Genomic DNA, 20,205 nt, shown 5'->3' on the forward strand with positions numbered 1-20,205 from the left:
GGTTCTCCTCCCACCGAGTTACTGGATCGAACTGACATCCAGTACACCGCCTCGGCGTTACATCAGCGCTGCACGGCGCAGCTCGCCCACCCGCGCGGCGCAAAGGGAGCGCCTCGGGTCTCGAAACTCGAGCTGCGTAAGGAGCCGTTTCCAGGCTCCAAGGTCGTCCTCGCCGGTCGACGTGTGGACCCACGCCCACAGCGCCTCGGCATCATCGGCAGTCATCACGGCCTGGCGCAGCCAGGTGTCCAGCCGCTCGCGCTCGCGCTGCACGCCCGGGGCTTCGGACGCGGGGAGCAGCGGGCCGGGGTAGGCCTCGGCGGCCTCGCGGACGCGGCCGCCCGCGAGCAGCCCTTCGATCTGGCGGACGTCGGTGTCGACGTCGCAGGTGAGGCGGTAGCGGTCGGTGTCGATCCAGGGGCCGAGAAGCTTTCTCAGCCGGCTGACCTCGACGCGCACGCTCGAGACGCTGCCCCCGTCGCCGTGCAGGTCGGCGCACAGCGTGTCGGCGCTCATCCCGTTGGGGTGGGCGCACAGCAGCGCGAGGATCTCGGCCAGGCGGGGGCGCAGCTCGACCTTGCGGTCGTCGATCTCGAGCGTCGCGCGGTCGCGGCCGAGGAAGCCGAGCTTCGCCAGCGGGCGCGAGATGCTCGTGACGCGGCGCGACTCGACGGCGTGGACGACGAAGGCCTCCAGCGTGGGGGAGACCGGCTCGGCCACCGCCGACACACCGGACGGGAGGACGAGCGCGCCGCCGCCGGGCGGGATCGCGAGCCGGCCGAGGACGCCCCAGCCGGGCGGGACGGCGCCGATCGCGCGGCCGGACGGCGTCATCAGCGCGGAGCGGTCGGGCGCGACGCGGTTCCCGTAGCGGGCCTGCAGTCGCGCGTCGCGCTCCTGCAGGGCGAGCTGGAGGCTGGCCTCGACGGCGCGCGCGGTGGCGGTGGCGACGGCGAGGCTGTGCGGGTGCACGGTCCGCAGGTCGCCCGTGAGGTCGATCACGCCGATCACCGCGCCGGTGTCCGGGTCGTGGATCGGCGCGGCGGAGCAGGTCCAGCGCTGCACCGGGTCGCTGTAGTGCTCGGGGCCGAAGACCTGGACCGCGTGGTCGAGCGCGATCGCGGTGCCGATCGCGTTGGTGCCGGCGCCGCCCTCGCTCCACAGCGTGCCCTCGGCGAAGTTCATGTCGCCCGCCGCGCGCAGGCGCACCTGCGAGGAGCCCTCGATCGTCATCAGCATGCCGTTGGCATCCGAGACGACGATCAGATACCCGGCCTCGTCGGCGATCGCGGACAGGCACTCGCGGATCAGCGAGGAGGCCTGGCCGAGCGGGTGCTCCTGGAAGCGCTCGTGCGTCTCCGTCTCGTCGGCGACGATCGGCGCCTTGCGACTGCCCGTGGGATCGACCCCGGCGGACTGCGAACGGCGCCAGGAGTCCGTGATCGCCTCACGGACGAGCTCAGAAGCCTCCTCGTCGTCGGCCTGGAAGCGTTCCCAAGCGAAGCGCAATTCCTGCGCTCGCAGCGTGGGCGTCGTCTCTCCGTCGACGGCGAGCCACGAATTCGGACTCACGACCCCAACCCTACTCGTAATTCGCAGCATCGTGGAGGTTGTTGACGCAGTCCTTACGGTTGTCGGAGTGAAGGCTTACAAGATGCTCATCGGCGGCGAATGGGTGGACGCGCGCTCAGGAGCCATTTTTGAGAGCATCAACCCGTACACCGCCGAGCCGTGGGCCACGATTCCCCGTGCCGGCGCGGAAGACGTGGACGCGGCGGTCCGCGCCGCACGTGGCGCGTTCGAGTCATGGTCGCGCACCACAGCGGTCACTCGCGCGCGGCTCATGCGACGGCTCGCGGAGCTGATCGCGGAGAACGCGGAGCGCATCGCGGTCGTCGAAACGACCGACAACGGGAAGCTGATCCGCGAGATGGAGGGCCAGCTGCGCGGGCTCGCGGACTACTACCAGTACTACGCGGGCGCGGCGGACAAGGTGGGCGGCGAGACGCTGCCGGCCGACCGCGACAACTTCTTCGTCTACACGCTGCGCGAGCCGCTCGGCGTCGTCGCGGCGATCACGCCGTGGAACTCACCCGTGCTGCTGATGAGCTGGAAGGCGGCGCCCGCGCTGGCGGCCGGCTGCACGCTGGTGGTCAAGCCCGCCGAACAGGCGCCGGCCTCCACCCTGGAGTTCGCGGCGCTGGTCGAAGAGGCGGGGTTCCCGCCCGGCGTCTTCAACGTCGTCACCGGCTACGGCGCCGAGGTGGGTGCGCCGCTGGTCGAGCATCCCGGCGTCGACAAGGTCGCCTTCACCGGCGGGACCGAGACCGGCAAGGCCGTGATGAAGGGCGCCGCGACGCACCTCGCGCGGGTGACGCTGGAGCTGGGCGGCAAGTCGCCGAACATCGTCTTCGAGGACGCCGATCTGGAGGCCGCTGCCAACGGTGTCGTCGCGGGGATCTTCGCCGCGACCGGCCAGACGTGCATGGCGGGCTCGCGGCTCTTCGTCCAGGAGTCGGTGCACGATGAGTTCGTCGAGCGACTCGCCGCGCGGGCGCGCGAGATCCGGCTCGGCGATCCGCTGGACCCGGCCACCGAGATGGGCCCGGTCGCGTTCGAGGGGCACCTCGAGAAGGTCTTAGGGGCGATCGGGTCGGCGAAGGCGGAGGGCGCCACGTTGGTCACCGGCGGCGGCCGGCTCGATTCGCCGGGGTACTTCGTCGAGCCCACGATCTTCGGCGACGTCACCAACGGCATGGACATCGCGCAAAACGAGATCTTCGGTCCCGTCCTGGCAGCGCTGAAGTTCGGGGGCGAGGAGGAGGTGATCCGGTTGGCCAACGCCACGGAATTCGGCCTGGCCGCCGGCGTTTGGACGCGAGACGTGCAGCGCGCGCACCGGATGGCGCGCGCGCTGCGCGCCGGCACCGTCTGGATCAACGCCTACCGCGCGGTCGGCCCGATGGCGCCGTTCGGCGGCTTCAAGTCGAGCGGGATGGGGCGCGAGAACGGCATCCAGGCGATCTCGGAGTACACCGAGCTCAAGACCGTCTGGATCGAGCTCACCGGCGCGACGCGGGATCCGTTCCAGCTGGGGTGAGAATCGGTGTAGTGTCGCGCCATCGACTCTCGAGCCCGCCGCCTGCGCTGGGCGCTGGCGGTGCTCGTAGGGGCGACGCTGGGTGGAGCGTCATCGGCTCGAGCCGATGTTCGCTTCGAGCGCCAGGACATCTCGCTCCCTGGCCGTCCGGGCAACGTCGAGCTCGGCGACCTCGACGGCGTGCACGGCAAGGACATCGTTGTCGCCCTGCCGTTGCGGGGCGGTGTGGGCGTGCTGCTCAACCGCGGCGACGGCACGTTCGACGCGCCGCAGGAATACAGCGGCGGCGGGGTGTGCGCCGGCGTCGCGATCGACGTCGCGCTGGGCGACCTGACCTTCGACGGCAAGCTCGACGCGTACCTCGCGTGCCCGCCGTATGTCGTGCGGCTCACCGGTGACGGCAAGGGCGCGCTGGGCAACCCGCAGCCGTTCGGCGTCGGCCTCCCGGCGCCGTGGCCGGACATGATCGCGCTGGTCCGGCACCAGAACGGCAGCCCGGCGCCGCTGCTCGCCCTGATGCACCAGACGGCGACCGGCGCGCAGCTGTGCATCGACTACGACGTCACCGAGCCGGGGCTCGCGTGCAACGACACGCCGTCGGGTGCCCCGCTGGCCGTGGGCGACCTCAACGGGACCTCGGCCGGTGTGCCGCCGGACGAGATCGTGACCAGCGAGGGCGGCGACAAGCTCGGCATCTTCGGCTTCTCACCTCCGCCGCTCGTGCTGTCGGAGAGCACGCGCACGTTTTCCGGCGGCGTCGAGTCGGCGGCGATCGGCGACCTCGACGACGACGGCGACCTCGACGTGCTCGCCGCGCAGTACGTGAGCGCCTTGGGGGAGCGGGTGCCGTCGCTGAACGTGTTCACGTGGGGCGCCACCGGGCTCGCGGTGATCCCGCGGCCGCTGCCGTCGATCGCCGGCCTCGACTCCGTTGCGATCGCCGACGTCGACGGTGATGGCTGCAACGACGTGGTGGGCGCGGGCGGGTTCGGGCGGGGCATCATCCATCTCGCCGACGGCGCCGGCTGGTTCGACGGCGGCCGCGACCTGCCCCAGCTGGGATATCAGAGCCCCGCGACGGGCACGCGGGTGAGCCTGGCCGTCAGCGACCTGAGCGGGGACGGCCTGCCCGAGCTCGCGGTCGCCGACGTCCTGAACAACACCGTCATGGTCTTCGCCAACCGGTCCACGCCGGCCGGGGGCGCCTGCTTCGTTGCACCGACACCGACTCCGACACCGACACCGACACCGACGGTCGTGCCGGTCGACCAGGTCGTCCCGGTCGTGACGAACACCGGCGCGGGTGTCGTGCCTCCCGCTCCCGCGCCGACGCCCGTACCGGTGGTCCCGCGCACCTGCGATGCGCCTGGGACGACGGCGTTCACCCACGGGACGTCCGGGGCCGACGTGCTCGTCGGCAGCGCCAGGCGCGACACCCTCAGCGGCAACGCCGGCGACGACTGCGTGTTCGGGCTCGGGGACGATGACCGGCTCAACGGCGGGAGCGGGAAGGACGTCCTCGTCGGTGGAAGCGGCGACGACCGGATGAACGGCGGCATCGGCGACGACAAGCTCAACGCCGGCAACGGCAACGACACGCTCACACCCGCGGCCGGCAAGGACATCGCCAACGGCCAGGGCGGCAACGACCAGATCTACGCGGTCGACCGGACCAAGGACACGATCGACTGCGGTGCCGGCCGCGACAAGGTCACGGCCGACCGCGTCGACGTCCTCAAGAGCTGCGAGTTCGTCAAGCGCCGCTAGTTCGGGAACACCGTCAGGGCGCGGCCGAAGAGCTCCGGGAGGTTCGTGGTGATCACGTCGCCCTCACGGCGCAGGAAGACGCGGGTGCCGTCGCGTAGGAGCGCGGCGACGGTGTGGTTGGCGCCGTCGCCATAGAGGCCGATGGTGCCGGCCGGCGGGGAGGCATCCGGGCCGTCGAGCGCGACGACCTTCGCCTCGACGGCGCCTTGGAGCAACTCGACCGGCGTCGGCGCCCAATCGGGCGGGAGGCTCGAGATCTGGTCGTCGGCCCCGACGAGCTCGACCGCACGGTGGAGCCGGTCGACGTAGGCGCGCCCGCGTGGCGTGACCGCCACGATCACCCGCGCGCACCAATCCTCCAGCTCGGACCGCATCGAGCGGCAGAAGCTGTCGTCGAGGTTGATCCGCCGCGTGGCGATGGCACAGACGTCGGGGTAGCCGCCGGTGTCGACGCGGATCGTGCCGCGCTTGCGAGGAAGGGTGCCGAGTTGGTTGCCCGCCGTGTAGTCGGGGGCGAGCCGGTCGGTGAATGCCCCGCACAGGGCGAGCGCGCGGTGACCCCCGAGCGTGCGATAGAGCTTGTCCGCCTTCGGGCCGAAGGCGATGCCCTTCTGGGTCAGGCGAATCCCGTCGTTCGCGCCGTAGACCGGCAGGTAATCAGGCCAGTCGGCGTGCGCCGCGGGCGCGGCGAACGCGAGGGCGAGCAGGGCAAGAGTGAGGGCGCGCATTTGCGCGCCATTGAAGCAGTGGGCGAACCCTCAGCTAAGAGGACGTTCGTCCAGTCGGTTCGCCCTCGAATTCGATCTCGAGGTTCGGGTCGGTGACCGGATCCGGCGGCGGCGCGTGCGTCGCGCCGCGCAGCGGGACCTCCTTGAGGAACCACGTCAGGACGAACGCGACGAGGGTCACGGCGGCGCCGACGAGGAAGACCGGCTGCAGCGCGTTCACGAACGCGAGCAGGAAGTCGTGGCGGATCTCCTCCGGCAGCGCGTGGACCTGCTCGGGGCTGACGTTGACGCCGCCGCTGAACTGCGCGCCGGCGCCGCCGGGGAGCGTCGCGAGCTCGCTCGTCAGCCGGGAGGCGAAGATCGCGCCGAACAGGGCGACGCCGAGCGAGCCGCCCATGCTGCGGAAGAAGGTCGCGGTGGAGGTGGCGACGCCGATGTCGCGCGGGGGCGCGTCGTTCTGGACGACGAGCACGATCACCTGCATGACGAGGCCGATGCCGACGCCGAGCACGAGCATGAAGACCGACGCCAGCCAGGGTGGCGTGTCGACCTCCAGCCGGCTCAGCAGGAACAGGCCGATGGTCGTGATCGCGGTGCCGAAGACCGGGAAGATCTTGTAGCGGCCCATCCGGCTGATCGCGCGGCCGGAGAGGATGCTCGCGGTCAGCAGGCCGCCCATCAGGGGCAGCATCCGCAGGCCGGAGCTGGTCGGGCTGACGCCGTAGACGAGCTGCAGGAAGAGCGGGATGAAGATGATCGCGCCGAACATGGCCAGGCCGATCACGAAGCCGATCGAGGAGGCGATGCTGAACACCCGCGAGCGGAAGAGCTTGAGCGGGATGATCGGCTCGGCGGCGCGCGTCTCCTGCCTGATGAAGAAGCCGAGCAGGAGCACGCCCACGATCGCGAGCACGACGATCGTCAGCGAGCCCCAGGCGTACTCGTTGCCGCCCCACGTGGTGACCAGGATCAGGGCGCTGACCCCCGCGGTGAGCAGCGTCGCGCCGAGGTAGTCGATCTGGTGGCGGTGCTTGGGGACGTGCAGGTGCAGCTTGAAGACCACGACGAGCACCGCGAGCACGCCGATCGGCATGTTCACGTAGAAGACCCAGCGCCAGGAGAGCGTCTCGACGAAGAAGCCGCCGAGCAGCGGCCCGGCGACGCTCGCCACCGCGAAGACCGAGCCGATCAGGCCCATGTAGCGGCCGCGTTCGCGCGGCGGGACGATCTCGGCGATGATCGCCTGCGCGCCGACCATCAGACCGCCGGCGCCGAGGCCCTGCAGCGCCCGGAAGGCGATCAGCTCGCCCATCGACTGGCTGAGCCCGCTCAGCAGCGAGCCGGCGAGGAAGATCAGGATGGCCGCGAGGAACACCGGCTTGCGGCCGCACATGTCGCCGAGCTTGCCGTACAGCGGCGTCGACGCCGTCGTCGCGAGCAGGTAGCTCGTGACCACCCAGCTCAGGTGGTCCAGTCCGCCGAGGTCGCCGACGATCGTCGGCAGCGCGGTCGAGACGATCGTCTGGTCCAGCGCGGCGAGGAACATGCCGAGCATCAGGGCGCCGAACACCGGCACGAGCGCCCGGCCGGTCAGTACGTCTGATTGGCCGTTGGCGTTGCCGTTGTCGATGTCGGTCATGCGCGAAGTCCTTCGAGTAGGGAGCGGAAGACGGCATCCGGGGCGTCTTCGTGAGTCAAGGTGCCGTCGGCCACGGCGCGGGCGCCGGCGAGCAGCAGCGCGCCGAACGCTCGGACGCACCACTCGGTCGAGAGCGTGGGGGAGAACTCGCCCGCCGCCTTGCCGCGCTCGTACAGCGCGCGCAGCGGCGCGCCGAGGATCTGGCGGCTGCGCTCGCGCGTCGGCTCGTCAAAGCCCGTGCCGGGCTGGGTGGTCAGCTGCGCGAACGCGTAGCGTTCGGCCACGTCCAGCCAGGCGGTGCACAGCCGGCGCAGCGCTTCGGTCGCGCTGTCCTCCTCCAGTCGGCACGCCTGCAGCGCCGCCTCGCCCTGCTCGACGGCCTGCATGTGGATCGCGGCGACCAGCGCCTCACGGGTCGGGAAATGGCGATAGACCGTCGCGCGGCTCACACCCGCGGCGATGCCGACGTCGGCCATCGCGAGGTTGGGGTTCTCGCCCAACAACCGTGCCGCGACCTCCACGATGCGGTGGACGTTGCGGGCGGCGTCGGCGCGCAGGTACTCGACCGGGCGGCCCATTCGAGACAGCAGCGTAGCGCTTAAGTGCGACGGTGCTGTCTCACTCTCATCTGAGGACGCGGTAGGTGATGTGGGTGACGCCGGCCGGGGACTCGACCACGCCGCGCTGCTCGAGCTTGCCGGGCGGCACGTCCTGGAGCAGGCGGGTGCCGGAACCCAACAGGACCGGGGCGACGTGGACCGCGAGCTCGTCGAGCAGCCCGGCGCGAAGGTACTGCGAGACGGCGCTGCCGCCGCCGTGGACCTGGACGTCCTTGCCGCCGGCGGCCGCCATGGCCTGCTCGTAGGCGGATTCGATGCCGTCGGTGACGAAGGTGAACGTCGTGCCGGTCAGCTCCAGCGGCTCGCGGGCGTGGCTCGTGAGCACGAACACCGGCGTGTGGAAGGGCGGCTCGTCGCCCCACCAGCCGCGGCCGTTGCCGTCGTCCTCCCACGGCCCGGAGCCGCCGCTGTACATCTTGCGGCCCATGATCCCCGCGCCCACGCGGGCGCGCAGGGCATCGAAGTGATCGGAGTCGCTGTTCTTCTCGCCGCCGCTCTGGCCGTGCTCCTCGCGCCAGGACATCGCGGCGAACGCCCACTCATGCAGCTGCATCCCGCCGATGCCGAGCGGGTCGTTCATGCTCGGGTTCGGGCCCGCGACGAAGCCGTCGAGGGAGATGGAAAGATCCGCAATCAGTGTGCTCATGCCTCTTCGACCGGGGTAGCGGGCAGGATTCATCGCAAGCATGATCGATCTGGCTGCAGAGACCGAGCGACTCCTCGCCTTCGCCGAGGGCTCACGGCACCCCGAGGGCGGCTTCGCGTGGCTGCGCTCGGACGGGACGCCGGACCTCGACCGCCCGCGCGAGCTGTGGATCACGACGCGGATGACGCACGTCTTCGCGCTCGGGGAGCTGCTGGGCTGGCCGGGCGCCGCCGAGCTCGTCGCGCACGGGCTCGACTCGCTGCGCCACGACTTCCGCGACCCGGTGCACGGCGGGTGGTTCGCGCAGGTGGGCGGGTCGACCGACAAGCGCGCCTACGAGCACGTCTTCGTGGTGCTCGCGGCGGCCTCGGCGGGCGACGACGCGCTGCTCGGCGAGGCGCTCGAGGTGCTCGACACCCGCTTCTGGGACCAGTCCGCCGGCGCGCTGGTCGACGTGTGGAATCGCGACTGGACCGACCTGGAGGCCTACCGCGGCGCCAACGCGAACATGCACGGCGTCGAGGCGATGCTCGCGACCGGCGACCCGCTGTGGCGCGAGCGGGCGGTGCGGGTGACGCAGCGGCTGGTCGTCGACAACCACCCACGGCTGAACGAGCACTTCGACGAGCAGTGGCGCCCGCTGCCGGATTACAACGTGACCGAGCCCGCGCACCCGTTCCGGCCCTACGGCGCGACGATCGGGCACTGGTTCGAGTGGGCGCGGCTCGCGTTCACGCTCGACCGCTCCCTCTTCGAGGCCGACGCACGCAGGCTGTTCATGGCCGGCGTCCAGGACGGGTGGGACGGCAGCGGGTTCGTCTACACCGTCGACTGGGACGGCCGCCCCGTCGTGGCCGACCGGCTGCACTGGGTGCTGTGCGAGGCGATCGGCGCCGCCGCGGTGCTGGGCGAGGATGCGCTGCAGGCCGAGTGGTGGGACCTCGCGCAGGAGCGCTTCATCGATCCCGCCGACGGCTCATGGCAGCACGAGCTCGATCCCTCCAATCGCCCGTCGAGCACCGTCTGGGACGGCAAGCCGGACGTCTACCACGCGCTGCAGGCGACGCTCATCCCGCGTGTTCCGTTGCGGGACTCGCTCGCAGCAAGTCTGCGGTAGGCGCGGGCTCCTCCATCGGCGGCGGCGTCAGCGCCGCCGCGGTGATCACCAGGGCGAACGCGGCGAGGCGGACGAGCAGCGCGAACGGGTCGTCGGGCAGCGGCTCCTTGAAGACGAACGGCCCGGCGGCGATCGTCAGCACGTTGGCGGTCGCGCTCGTGAGGGCGATCACGGCAACGGCGGGGCCGATCTGCAGGGAGCGGGCGGAGACCAGCAGGCCGATCAGGCTCAGCGCGACGATCACGAACGCGAACGGGTGCCAGATGACGGCGACGCCGAGGTCCTCCGCCTTGCCGCTGAGCGCTTTGATCGTGATGTCGCTGGCGGCCCAGAAGAGGCCCGCCGACACGGCGAGCGCGGGGCCGCTGTGGGCGCGGCGGGCGAGGACGAACGCGGCGATCGTGGCGCCCGCGACGGTGATGGCGAACGTCAGGTCCTGGTAGTCGCCGTGGGCGGCGTCCGTCGTCCCCTCGAGCGTGGCGGCGAGGAACGCCAGGCCGGCGGCGGTGAGGCCGACGCCGATCCACTCCCTGCGCGTCACCGACTGGCCGAAGACGCGGTCGGCGACGACGGTCACCAGCACGAGCCCGCCGGCGATCACCGACTGCACCACCGAGATCGGCGCCAGGCCGAGCGCGACGACGTGAAAGCCCCACGAGGTCGTCGCCACGACGCAGCCGATCGTGTAGATCGGCGAGCGGAACAGCGCGATCGTGCTGTGCAGCGGCCGTCGCCACTGGACAGGCGGGGCCTGAACGGCGCCCTTGAACTTCAGGAAGAAGCCGAGCACCGAGCCCAGGGCCGTCAGAAAAGCGAAGAACAGCCCGAGCTGAACGGAAAATGGCACTCGGCTACAGGCTAGTCGTCGTCCGGCCAGCGGCCGTGTTCGCCGAAGTACTCCCGAGCGGAGTCCTCGGCGTCGCGCTCCTTGTCGCCCGTGGCGCCGTAGCGGTAGAGCGCGTTGAGCAGCAGGATGGCCAGGCCGGCGCCGACGCACATCGCCCAACCCTCCCAGCGCAGCGACTCGCCGGCCGTGAACAGGATCACGAAACCGATGACGACGAGCACCGCGGGAACGATGTAGCGGATCGTGTTCAGGCCCACGCTGTCAGGCTATCCGGCGTGCGCTACTACGAAGAACGGTCTCCGGGCGAGGGGGTCCGTCCGGCGCGCGCCTTTCTGCGCTCCGATGCCCCCACGCTGTCACTGAACGGCACGTGGGCGTTCCGCCTGAGCGAGCGCGCCGACGTCCCCGCGGACTTCGTCGACCGCGATTACGACGACAGCGGCTGGGATCGGCTCCCGGTTCCCTCGCACTGGCAGCTGCACGGCTACGGCGCTCCCGCCTACACGAACGTGAACTACCCGTTCCCGGTCGATCCGCCGTTCGTCCCCGACGAGAACCCGACCGGCGACTACCGGCTGCGCTTCGAGGTTCCCGACGCGTTCGCCGGTGACGCGGTGCTGCGCTTCGAGGGCGTCGACTCGTGCCTGCGGGTGTGGGTCAACGGCGACTACGTGGGCGTCTCGCTGGGGAGCCGGCTGCCGGCCGAGTTCGACGTCGGCCCGCTGCTGCGCCCCGGCTCCGACAACGTGCTCGCGGTGCGCGTGCACCAGTGGTCCTCTGGCTCCTACCTCGAGGACCAGGACATGTGGTGGCTGTCGGGGATCTTCCGCGATGTGACGCTGGTGGCGCGGCCGCCGGTGGGCGCGATCGACGACGTCTTCGTCCACGCCGACTACGACAGCGTGACCGGCGCCGGGCGGCTGCGGGTCGACGTGCCGGGGACGGACGCGCGGGTGACGGTGCCCGAGCTGGGGATCGTCGCGCTGGGCGGGGAGACGGTGACGATCGAGCGGGTGGAGGCGTGGAGCGCCGAGATCCCGCGGCTCTATGACTGCGTCGTGGCGAGCGCGTCCGAGCACGTCACGCTGCGGATCGGGTTCCGCCGCGTCGTCGTCGAGGACGGGCTGCTGCAGGTCAACGGGCACCGCGTCCAGCTGCACGGCGTCAACCGGCACGAGTTCGATCCCGACACGGGCCGGACGGTGTCCGAAGCGGTGATGCGGCGTGACATCGAGCTGATGAAGGCGCACAACGTCAACGCCGTGCGCACCTCGCATTACCCGCCGCACCCGCGGTTCCTCGAGCTCTGCGACGAGCTGGGGTTGTATGTGATCGACGAGTGCGACCTCGAGACGCACGGCTTCTTCCCGCTGGAGTGGCGGCGGAACCCGTCGGATGACCCGGACTGGGAGCACGCGCTGGTCGACCGGATGCGGCGGATGGTCGAGCGCGACAAGAACCACCCGTCGGTGATCCTGTGGTCGCTCGGCAACGAGAGCGGCTCCGGGCGCAACCTGGGCGCGATGGCGGCGTGGGCGCGCGAGCGCGACCCGTCGCGGCCGCTGCACTACGAGCACGACTGGACATGCCGCGACGTCGACGTCTATTCGCGGATGTACGCCTCCCACGAGGAGGTCGACGCGATCGGGCGCGGGGAGGAGGCGCCGCTGGACGACCCCGAGCTGGACGCGCGGCGGCGCCGGATGCCGTTCCTGCTGTGCGAGTACGCGCACGCGATGGGCAACGGGCCGGGCGGGCTCGCGGACTATCAGGCGCTGTTCGAACGCCATCCGCGCTGCCAGGGCGGGTTCGTCTGGGAGTGGATCGACCACGGCATCCGGGACACGGCGCGCGGGTTCTTCGCCTACGGCGGGGACTTCGGCGAGCCGTTGCACGACGGCAATTTCGTCGCCGACGGCCTGCTGTTCCCGGATCGCACGCCCTCGCCCGGCCTGGTCGAGCTCAAGAAGGTCTTCGAGCCGGTGCGGATCGGCGCCGGGACCGACGGCGGCCTGCGGATCGAGAACCGCTTCATGTTCCGCGACCTCTCGCACTTGACGTTTGTGTGGTTTGTCGAGGAGGAGGGCGCGCCGGTGGTGGCCGGCGAGCTGCGCGTCGGGGCCTTGCCCGCTGGCGCGGTGGCCGAGTTGCCGCTGCCGGATGAGCTGCCGCCCGTGTCGCGGGAGACGTGGCTGACGGTGCGGGCGGTGCTGGCCGTGGATGCGCCGTGGGCGCCGGCGGGTCACGAGGTCGCCTGGGGGCAACTGCCCGTGGCGGCGGCGCCTGCGCGCGCTGTGCGTCGGGCGTCGGATCCCTTCGCTCTGGCCGAGTTCGATCCGCGCACGGGGGTGCTGACGCGGCTCGGGTCTCTGCCGCTGATCGGGCCGCGGTTGGACGTCTGGCGCGCGCCGACCGACAACGACGAGGGCTACCACGGGCCGGAGCAGCTCGCGCCGTTGTGGCGGGCGGCCGGGTTGGATCGCATGCGCCATCGCACGATCTCGATGGCCCGCGTCGGTGACGCCCTGGTCGTCCGCACCCGTGTCGCGCCTGCGGCGTCCGACATCGGCCTGCTCGCGACCTACACGTGGACCGCCGAGGACGGCGCGCTGGTGCTCGCGCTCGCGGTGGTGCCCGACCGCTCGTGGGATTTCCCGCTGCCGCGGCTAGGCGTGCGGTTCGCCGTGCCTTCCGCGCTGGAGGGCGTCGAGTGGTTCGGGCGCGGCCCGGGGGAGGCGTACCCGGACTCGCGGCTCGCGGCCCGCGTCGGCCGGTTCTCGTCGGCGGTGGCGGATCTGCAGACGCCGTATCTGCTGCCGCAGGAGAACGGGTCGCGCACCGAGGTGCGGTGGGCGACGCTGGGCGGGCGGCTGCGGATCGAGGGTCGCGCGCACTTCGAGCTGACCGTCCGGCCGTGGACTTCGGAGGCTCTGGCCGCCGCTCGTCACCCGCCCGATCTCGTGCCCGATCCCGACTGGCTGTGGGTGAACGCCGACGTGGCGCAGCAGGGTCTCGGCTCGGCCTCCTGCGGGCCCGGCGTCCTCCCGCGGTATCGACTCGACCTGGCCGCGTCGGGGCTGGCTCTGGCGTTCTCTTTGATCTAACCGCAGCGCACGTCGTGGCGGGCGGGAGCGCCGCCGTAGAGCTGCGCGGCGACCAGCGTGTCCCGGCGGCCGGGGATGCACACGAGGTCGTCCTTCGAGGGGCGGGTGGAGGCCCAGGTGGGGGCGCAGCGGGTGTCGAACGCGTTGCTCGACATCAGCGAGCAGCCCTTGCCGGGCCGGTGCCGCAGGCCGAGGACGTGACCGAGCTCGTGGGCCGCGACCCAGACGGAGAGCGGACGGATCTGCCCGTCGAGCTCGGACTTGATCAGCACCTCCGTGCGGCCGGTCTCAGGGCGCCCGATCGACCCGCTGTGGCCGAGGCACTTCCCACACGCCTGCGCGAGACGCCGGTCGTCGGTGCGGACGATCACGTCCGCGTCCTTGGGCCGGAGCACCACGCGCAGGTCCACGTGGGCGCCAGAGGTCGTCCACTGCCGCGCGGCGATGACCAGCGTGTCGGTCATCGTGGGCGGCCCGTAGACGTTGACGACGCCGCCGGGCCACTTGGTATCCGGCTTCCCGCCGGGGATCAGCCAGACCACCAGGGAGGCGAGAAGCGCGGCGACGGCGACGAGCACCAGGACGCGGTGCGCGCGACGTGCCGGCCAGGGTGTGAGACCGAGGGTGCGCACGCGTTGAGACCCCGACCAGCCTACCGGCGGCGCCTTGCGCATCGCCGTTTCTAAAGAGGGTCTGACCCCATTTATGTAAAGGGGGTCAGACCCTCTTTAGGTTGGCGCTCACGGCTGCGCGTCAGCCCGCGGCCGCCAGCGCCGCGGACTGCCCCGCGCAGTCGTAGAGCGTCACGCCGTCGGCGTTGACGGACTTGCAGGCGGACTGCACGGCGGCCATCGCGGTGGTCGAGCCCGTCCGGCCGTCGTTGCGGAGCCCGCCGCCACCGGAGTCGTCGGCGAGCACCCAGCGGATCTTGCCCAGCTGGACCTCGGACGCGAGCCAAGCGGGAGTGACCGCGCTCTCGCGCCCGGAGAACCCGCCGATGCCGGCGACATCCGCGTCGGAGGCGATGATCGCGGCCGCCGCGGTGGACTGGCTCGAGACGGCGAGCGTGCCGCCGCCGTTGGCCTTGATGTACGCGAGCGCCGAAGTAAGCGACGCGGAATTGCCGCCGAACGCGCCACCGCCACCGCCGGGCCCACCGAATCCGCCACGGCCGCCGAACCCGTTGGCGCCGGGAGTGGTCCCGCCGGCGCCGGGGGCGATGCCGTTGGTGCCGGTGCCGCCCGGGGCCGTTCCGTTCGCGCCGGGCGCCGAGCCCGCGCCGCCTGGGGCCGTTCCGCTCGCGCCGGGGGCCGTGCCGGTCATGCCCGGGTCGATGCCGCCTGCGCCCGGGGGCGTGTTGGCGCCCGCCGGCGGCGTGAAGTTGCCCCCGCCGAAGCCGCCGCGGCCGCGGAAACCGCCGCCGCCCCCTCCCGGACCGCCGAAGCCGACGCCCGCCGTTGCCGGGCCACCCGCCGGGAAGGTTCCGTTGGTGGCGTGGCCGAGGGTCTGGATCGACCAGGTCGCCGGCGCGATCAGGAGCGCCGCGAGCGCGCCCGCGATGCCCGCGTTGCGCGTCCGGGCGTCGGGGCCGAACGCGACCGCGCCCGCCCCCAGCACACCCACCACGACGAGGACCGGCGGGACCCACGAAAGCGAGCCCGAATTGTCGCCGAGCACCTTCAGCTCCGTCAACACGGCGCCGGCGATCGCGAGCGGGCCCGCGATCCGCGCGAGCCGATCGCCCTGCGTGAAGCGCACGGCGCCCGCACCGACCAGCGCCGCCGCGAACGGGGCGAGCTCACTCACGTAATAGGGGTGGAAGATGCCCTTGGCGCTGCTGAACGCGACCGCGGCGGTCAGCGCCACGCCGCCGACGGCCAGCACCCAGCCGGTGACCGGGTCACGGCGCGACAGGCGCGAGGAGACCACGAGCGCGACGCCCGCCACCAGCGCGAAGCCCAGGAGCCAGCCCGCCTGCCCGCCCAGCGCGCTGTTCAAAAGCCGCAACACACCGGGATCGCCCCCGAAGAGGCCGTTGCCGCCGCCGAACCCGCCGCCACCGCCACCCGGCCCGCCGCCACCGGCCATGCCCTGCGGCCCACCCGCCTGGCCGTCGAGCCGGCCGAGGCCGTTGTAATTGACGATCAGCGACCAGATCGAGTTGTCCGACGTGCCCGAGATCCAGGGCCGCGACGACGCCGGCGTCAGCGCGACCAGCAGCGGCCACGCCCCACCCGCCACGATCAGCGCGAGCCCGCCGCCGAGCAGCCCGCGCACCCGGTTGCGCGGCGCCGCCCACAGCCACGCGACCGCTAGCGCGGGCACGACCAGCAGCGCCGCGGCCATCTTCGTCTCAAAGCCGAACCCGACGAGCGCACCCGCGAGCACCATCCAGCGCACCCGGCCGTCCTCCAACGCCCGCACGACCGCCCACAGCGCGCCGACGACGCACAGGATCAGCAGCGCATCCGGGTTGTTGTGGCGCGAGACGGCGACCGCGATCGGCGTCAGCGCCAGCACCGCGCCCGCGATGAACCCACCCGCCCGGCCGAACCGCCGCGCGACGAGGTCGTAGACGAGCCACACCGACGCGACGCCCATCAGCGCCTGCGGCACGAGCATCGCCCACGAGTTGAACCCGAACACGCGCACGGACAGCGCCTGCACCCACAGCGCCATCGGCGGCTTGTCCACCGTCATCACGCCGCCGGCGTCCAAGGATCCGTACAGGAACGCGTGCCACGACCCGGCCATCGAGCGCACCGCGCCCGCGTAGTAGTCGTTCGCCCACCCGTTGCGCGACAGCGCCCACAGGTTCAAGGCACCCGCCAGCACCAGCAGCGCGGCGACTTCGGGGCGGGGGAGAGCTACGGCACGCCCGCGCACCCGCGGGCGGGCGGGGACGCGCAGGCCGTCATGGGTCGTGGCAGACATGCCTCAACCCTCGGCACGGCCCGTAAGAGAAGCCTCGGACTTCCCTGAGAACTCCCTGGGAACCTAAAGGGGACAGTCCCCTTTATTTTCAGTCCTCGTCGGAGAAGGTCCGGTCGCGCAACACGCCCAGGTGGGGGACGACGAACGCGGCGAGGGCGATGAGCAGCAGGATCACGGTCAGCGGGCGGCCGAAGAAGATGCCGCGACAAAGAACCCGGCGCCGATCGCGGCGCGCGAACCGAGCCTCCCTCTCATCTTCAGACCACGTACCCAGGAACGGGGTCGCATCTATCCTTGCCCGCCGTGTCCAGGTCCCTCACCGTCGCTGCCGCCTGCCTTGCCCTGCTTCTCACCGCGTGCGGTGGATCGGACAAACCGAAGGCCGCCCAGTCCACCGCCACGCCCGCGGAGGCCACCGCCACGGCGGCCGCCGCGCTCGACGAGAACCACTGCACGCCCGCGAAGAACCCGGGCGAGCAGAAGCGAGCCAAGCTCAAGAAGCCGACCGAGACCCTCGACGCCGCACATACCTACGTCGCCACGGTCGACACCAACTGCGGCGCGTTCGAGATCACCCTGGACGCCAAGCGCGCGCCCAAGACGGGCGGCTCCTTCAAGTATCTGGCCGACCAGGGCTTCTACGACGGCCTGCTGATCCACCGGATCGTCCCCGGGTTCGTCTTCCAGGGCGGTGACCCGCTGGGCACCGGCAACGGCGGCCCCGGCTACCAGGTCGTCGAAGCGCCGCCGAAGACGCTCAAGTACGTCAAGTACGTCGTCGCGATGGCCAAGGCCGCCAACGACCCGGTCGGCGCGTCCGGTTCCCAGTTCTTCGTGGTGACCGGCAAGGACGGCGAGCAGCTCACGCCCGACTACGCGCTCCTGGGCGAGGTCACCTCAGGCCAGGACGTGGCCGACAAGATCGGGGCGATCATCACGGACCCGCGCTCGGACTTCCCGGACGCGCCCGTGCTGATCAACTCGATCAAGGTCGACGAGAGCTAGCCGCCGAGGTTCCAGATCCCGCCGGCGGTGGTCGGCACGATCTCCAGCGCGAGCTGGAAGCGCGTCGGCGCCTCACCACCGCGCGGCGCCGGGAAGAGCAGGCAGCCGGACGTCTTGCGCCCGACGTCGAGGCGCAGCGTCTCGGCCTCGAAGCCGTTCGAGCACGCGGCGCGGGCACCGGCGTCGATCCCTACCGGCTTACCGTCGCCGTAGCTCAGCGCGGCCTGGCGCAGCGGCGCCTCGTAGACGGTGATGCCCGTGTTCTCGAGCTTCAGCTGCACGGCGACGTGGTCGCCGACGGTCTCGACCTTGGTCGGCGTGACCTGCAGGCGGATGCCGATGTTGGTGCCGGTCAGGGTGATCGGCTCACCCAGCCGGGCCTCCGCCGGGCGCGGCGGCTGGTGGTACTCGGTCTCGATGTCGGTCTCCGCGTCGCCCGTGGGCTCGTTGTGGATCTCGACGTAATAGTCCTTGACGCCCTGCGAGTAGCCCGCGAGATCGGGGTCCTCGTGCCGGGCCGGCGCCGTGGGCGTCGGGGTCGCGGTGGGCGTCGTGTCCGCGGCCTTCTTGTCGCCGCCACAGCCCGCGAGCAGCACGGCGAGCGCGGCGACTACGAACAACGTCTTCATGTGACCTCGGAAATACCACGAGGGCGCCGGCCGCGAACGGCCGGCGCCCTCGGGATTGGAGCGCTTACGGAGTGGTGGTGCTCAGCGTGAAGGTGAGCGTCTTGCTGTAGCTGCCGGAGCGCAGCGTGTCCGTCGCGCCGATCGCCTGGCGGAAACCGACGGTGACGGTGTCCGCACCCGCGGTCGGACCGGCGTAGCTGAGGATGTTCAGCGGCGTGTTGGCCACTTCGCTCAGCGACGCGTAGGCCGGGTTCGGGTTGGCGGTGTTGGCGGCGCGCACCTGCAGCGCCGACGGCAGCGCGAACGTGCCGTTGACGAGGTGGCCCGTGGCGGTGCTGCTTGCGTCCGTGACCGAGAGGGTCGCGTCACCGGCGGTGCTGACGACCGACGCGGCGACGGCCGTGTCGTACGTCCGGGCGACGGCGGGCGTGAACGCGCCGAAGCTGGGCGAGCCGCCGAGCGTCAGGGAGAGCGAGGTCGGCACGGTGCCGCCCACGCCGCCCACGGCGTTGGCGTTGCTTGAGCCCGTGAGCAGGATCGACTCCGTCGCGTCATCGGCGTTGGAGGTGATCCGCAGCAGGGCGACGGAGCGGTAGTTGGTCTTCGTCGGCTTGAAGCCGACCTTCACGGTGCAGGTGCCGCGCGGGACGGCCGGGGTCGCGTTCGGGTTACCGGCGGCGACCGTGGAGTTGGCGCAGGTGCTGCTGACGATCGCGAAGTCGCCGGCGTCGGAGCCGCCGGTCTGGTTGGCGATCGTGTTCGTGGTGATGACGAGCGGCGCCTGGCCCGTGTTGGTGATCTTCACGTCGACGGCGTTCTCGGCGGCCGGGGTGCCGGCCGCGACCGTCGGGAAGTTCGTCGGAAGGCCGAGCACCGCCGGAGCGATGGACGGGCCGATCGGCGAGAGGTTGGTGAAGCTCGTGTCCGCGTCGGTCACGGTGCCACCGTCATGCTCGTGGTGGTAGTACTGGACCTTGCCCAGCGCGGCGGCGAAGATCGGGCGGAAGTCGAGCTCGCCGGTGCCCGTCGGACGCGGCGAACCGGTGCGCGTGTCCGTGGGGCTGTTCTGGGCGGCGATGTTGATGCCGTCCTTGATGTGCATCATCTTCACGCGCGTCGGGTTGGCGTTGACCAGCGCCGCGGTCGCCTCGCCGGTGACGTCGCCGAACGCGTCCGAGGACCAGAAGACGTCGACCTCGGCCTGCACGTAGCGGGACTCGGTGCGGTCCATGAGGATCTGCCAGGCCGACTTCAGGACGCCGTTGTCGACGTACTTGGCGTCGAACTCGCCCGTGTGGTTATGGATGTAGACGGGGCCGACACCCGCCTCGACGGCCTCCTTGCCCAGGCGGTTGAGCGCCTGCGCGGTGAGCAGCGTGTTGGAGTACGTGTTGATGCCCGGGGAGGCGACGCCGCCCGAGCCGATGTAGTCCATGCCGAGGATCTTCGACGCGGCGAGGCGCTCGGTCCACGCCGGGCCCACGTCGGTCACGGTGCCGTGCCAGCCGGCCGCGTGCAGGCCGTACTTGTCGAGCAGCGCGCGGTAGGCGACCAGGCCTGGAATGTCGTTCTGCGCCGGGAAACCGGAGTGCGCGAAGAGCTCGATGTTGGTCCAGCCCTTGCGCTGGAAGAAGGCGAACAGGCCTTCGAGGCGCTCGAGGCGGCAGGTGGTGCTGGTGGACGTCAGGCACGCGGCAGAAACGCCGGTGACCGGGTTGGCGGCGCCAGTGTTGCCGCCGTTGTTCAAGTACGTCCCGTAGTTGAACATCTGCGTGCTCGCCTGACCGGCCGGAATGCCGTTGCCGGTCTTCGCGGGCCGCTGCGCCTGCGCAGACGCCGAGCTAGCGAGGACCGCAACACCAGTCGCGGCAACCACGGCGCACGTGCGAGCGCGCCGAGAGATTCCCTTCAATTCGCCTTCTCCTCTTTCTGACCTCGAACCGGAGTGTGAGGTCGATGACAACCCGATGAGAAGACTAGTCGAGCTTTAGATCAGAAGTCAATGGTCTTTTGCGGCGCGACCCAGCAAAACGTCTAGGACGCTTTTGTCGAGCCTCGCAACCATTTGC

16 protein-coding genes are annotated in these 20,205 nt (G+C 71.3%); 5 read left to right on the plus strand and 11 right to left on the minus strand.

Features of this window, described 5'->3' with window-relative positions; translation table 11 throughout:
- Positions 1 to 57 precede the first annotated feature (57 nt).
- Positions 58 to 1,572, minus strand: a complete 1,515-nt coding sequence (locus OM076_RS12175) for a GAF domain-containing protein (protein ID WP_270040186.1) — start codon at positions 1,570 to 1,572, stop codon at positions 58 to 60.
- An 82-nt stretch (positions 1,573 to 1,654) separates the two neighbouring features.
- Here OM076_RS12175 and OM076_RS12180 point away from each other — a divergent pair, with 82 nt between their 5' ends.
- Together OM076_RS12180 and OM076_RS12185 are read left to right on the plus strand one after the other, a co-directional pair.
- Positions 1,655 to 3,100: an aldehyde dehydrogenase gene (locus OM076_RS12180; RefSeq protein WP_272597912.1), complete on the plus strand. Its 1,446-nt coding sequence runs from the start codon at positions 1,655 to 1,657 to the stop codon at positions 3,098 to 3,100.
- A 60-nt stretch (positions 3,101 to 3,160) separates the two neighbouring features.
- Positions 3,161 to 4,867, plus strand: coding sequence for an FG-GAP-like repeat-containing protein (locus OM076_RS12185; RefSeq protein ID WP_270040188.1), 1,707 nt, complete (start codon positions 3,161 to 3,163; stop codon positions 4,865 to 4,867).
- On the opposite strand, the gene OM076_RS12190 is transcribed toward OM076_RS12185, so the two are convergent.
- Genes OM076_RS12190 through OM076_RS12205 form a run of 4 tightly spaced genes read right to left on the minus strand, consistent with a single transcriptional unit; the run spans position 4,864 to position 8,500 of the window.
- Positions 4,864 to 5,595 (minus strand): hypothetical protein, encoded by a 732-nt coding sequence (locus OM076_RS12190; protein WP_270040189.1) that lies wholly within the window; start codon positions 5,593 to 5,595, stop codon positions 4,864 to 4,866. The genes OM076_RS12185 and OM076_RS12190 overlap by 4 nt on opposite strands.
- Before the next feature lie 34 nt (positions 5,596 to 5,629).
- Complete coding sequence (locus OM076_RS12195; RefSeq protein WP_270040191.1) at positions 5,630 to 7,234, minus strand: MDR family MFS transporter; 1,605 nt, start codon at positions 7,232 to 7,234, stop codon at positions 5,630 to 5,632.
- On the minus strand, positions 7,231 to 7,812 hold the full coding sequence (locus OM076_RS12200; RefSeq protein WP_270040192.1) for a TetR/AcrR family transcriptional regulator: 582 nt from the start codon (positions 7,810 to 7,812) through the stop codon (positions 7,231 to 7,233). Before OM076_RS12200 ends, OM076_RS12195 begins: the two co-directional genes overlap by 4 nt.
- 46 nt (positions 7,813 to 7,858) lie before the next feature.
- Complete coding sequence (locus OM076_RS12205) at positions 7,859 to 8,500, minus strand: dihydrofolate reductase family protein (RefSeq protein ID WP_270040194.1); 642 nt, start codon at positions 8,498 to 8,500, stop codon at positions 7,859 to 7,861.
- A gap of 40 nt (positions 8,501 to 8,540) precedes the next feature.
- Between OM076_RS12205 and OM076_RS12210 the strand changes: the two genes are divergently transcribed.
- Complete coding sequence (locus OM076_RS12210; protein WP_270040195.1) at positions 8,541 to 9,617, plus strand: AGE family epimerase/isomerase; 1,077 nt, start codon at positions 8,541 to 8,543, stop codon at positions 9,615 to 9,617.
- Here the strand turns inward: OM076_RS12210 and OM076_RS12215 are convergent.
- The gene (locus OM076_RS12215; RefSeq protein ID WP_270040196.1) at positions 9,568 to 10,464 is read right to left on the minus strand and encodes a DMT family protein; all 897 of its coding nucleotides are present in this window, start codon (positions 10,462 to 10,464) and stop codon (positions 9,568 to 9,570) included. The two genes, OM076_RS12210 and OM076_RS12215, sit on opposite strands and share 50 nt — an antisense overlap.
- Positions 10,465 to 10,475: 11 nt before the next feature.
- Complete coding sequence (locus OM076_RS12220) at positions 10,476 to 10,721, minus strand: hypothetical protein (RefSeq protein WP_270040197.1); 246 nt, start codon at positions 10,719 to 10,721, stop codon at positions 10,476 to 10,478.
- An 18-nt stretch (positions 10,722 to 10,739) separates the two neighbouring features.
- Here OM076_RS12220 and OM076_RS12225 point away from each other — a divergent pair, with 18 nt between their 5' ends.
- The gene (locus OM076_RS12225; RefSeq protein ID WP_270040198.1) at positions 10,740 to 13,568 is read left to right on the plus strand and encodes a glycoside hydrolase family 2 TIM barrel-domain containing protein; all 2,829 of its coding nucleotides are present in this window, start codon (positions 10,740 to 10,742) and stop codon (positions 13,566 to 13,568) included.
- Here the strand turns inward: OM076_RS12225 and OM076_RS12230 are convergent.
- Both OM076_RS12230 and OM076_RS12235 read right to left on the minus strand, forming a co-directional pair.
- Positions 13,565 to 14,200, minus strand: coding sequence for a zinc metalloprotease (locus OM076_RS12230; RefSeq protein ID WP_270040200.1), 636 nt, complete (start codon positions 14,198 to 14,200; stop codon positions 13,565 to 13,567). The two genes, OM076_RS12225 and OM076_RS12230, sit on opposite strands and share 4 nt — an antisense overlap.
- A gap of 121 nt (positions 14,201 to 14,321) precedes the next feature.
- Complete coding sequence (locus OM076_RS12235; RefSeq protein WP_270040202.1) at positions 14,322 to 16,502, minus strand: ArnT family glycosyltransferase; 2,181 nt, start codon at positions 16,500 to 16,502, stop codon at positions 14,322 to 14,324.
- A 303-nt stretch (positions 16,503 to 16,805) separates the two neighbouring features.
- On the opposite strand from OM076_RS12235, the gene OM076_RS12240 reads away from it, so the two are divergent.
- A complete protein-coding gene (locus OM076_RS12240) occupies positions 16,806 to 17,507 on the plus strand; it encodes a peptidylprolyl isomerase (protein WP_270040204.1) in 702 nt (233 codons plus the stop codon).
- Here OM076_RS12240 and OM076_RS12245 read toward each other — a convergent pair.
- Positions 17,504 to 18,136: a hypothetical protein gene (locus OM076_RS12245; protein ID WP_270040206.1), complete on the minus strand. Its 633-nt coding sequence runs from the start codon at positions 18,134 to 18,136 to the stop codon at positions 17,504 to 17,506. The two genes, OM076_RS12240 and OM076_RS12245, sit on opposite strands and share 4 nt — an antisense overlap.
- A gap of 64 nt (positions 18,137 to 18,200) precedes the next feature.
- Positions 18,201 to 20,048 (minus strand): hypothetical protein, encoded by a 1,848-nt coding sequence (locus tag OM076_RS12250; protein ID WP_270040207.1) that lies wholly within the window; start codon positions 20,046 to 20,048, stop codon positions 18,201 to 18,203.
- Positions 20,049 to 20,205 lie beyond the last annotated feature (157 nt).

Source organism: Solirubrobacter ginsenosidimutans (assembly GCF_027587205.1).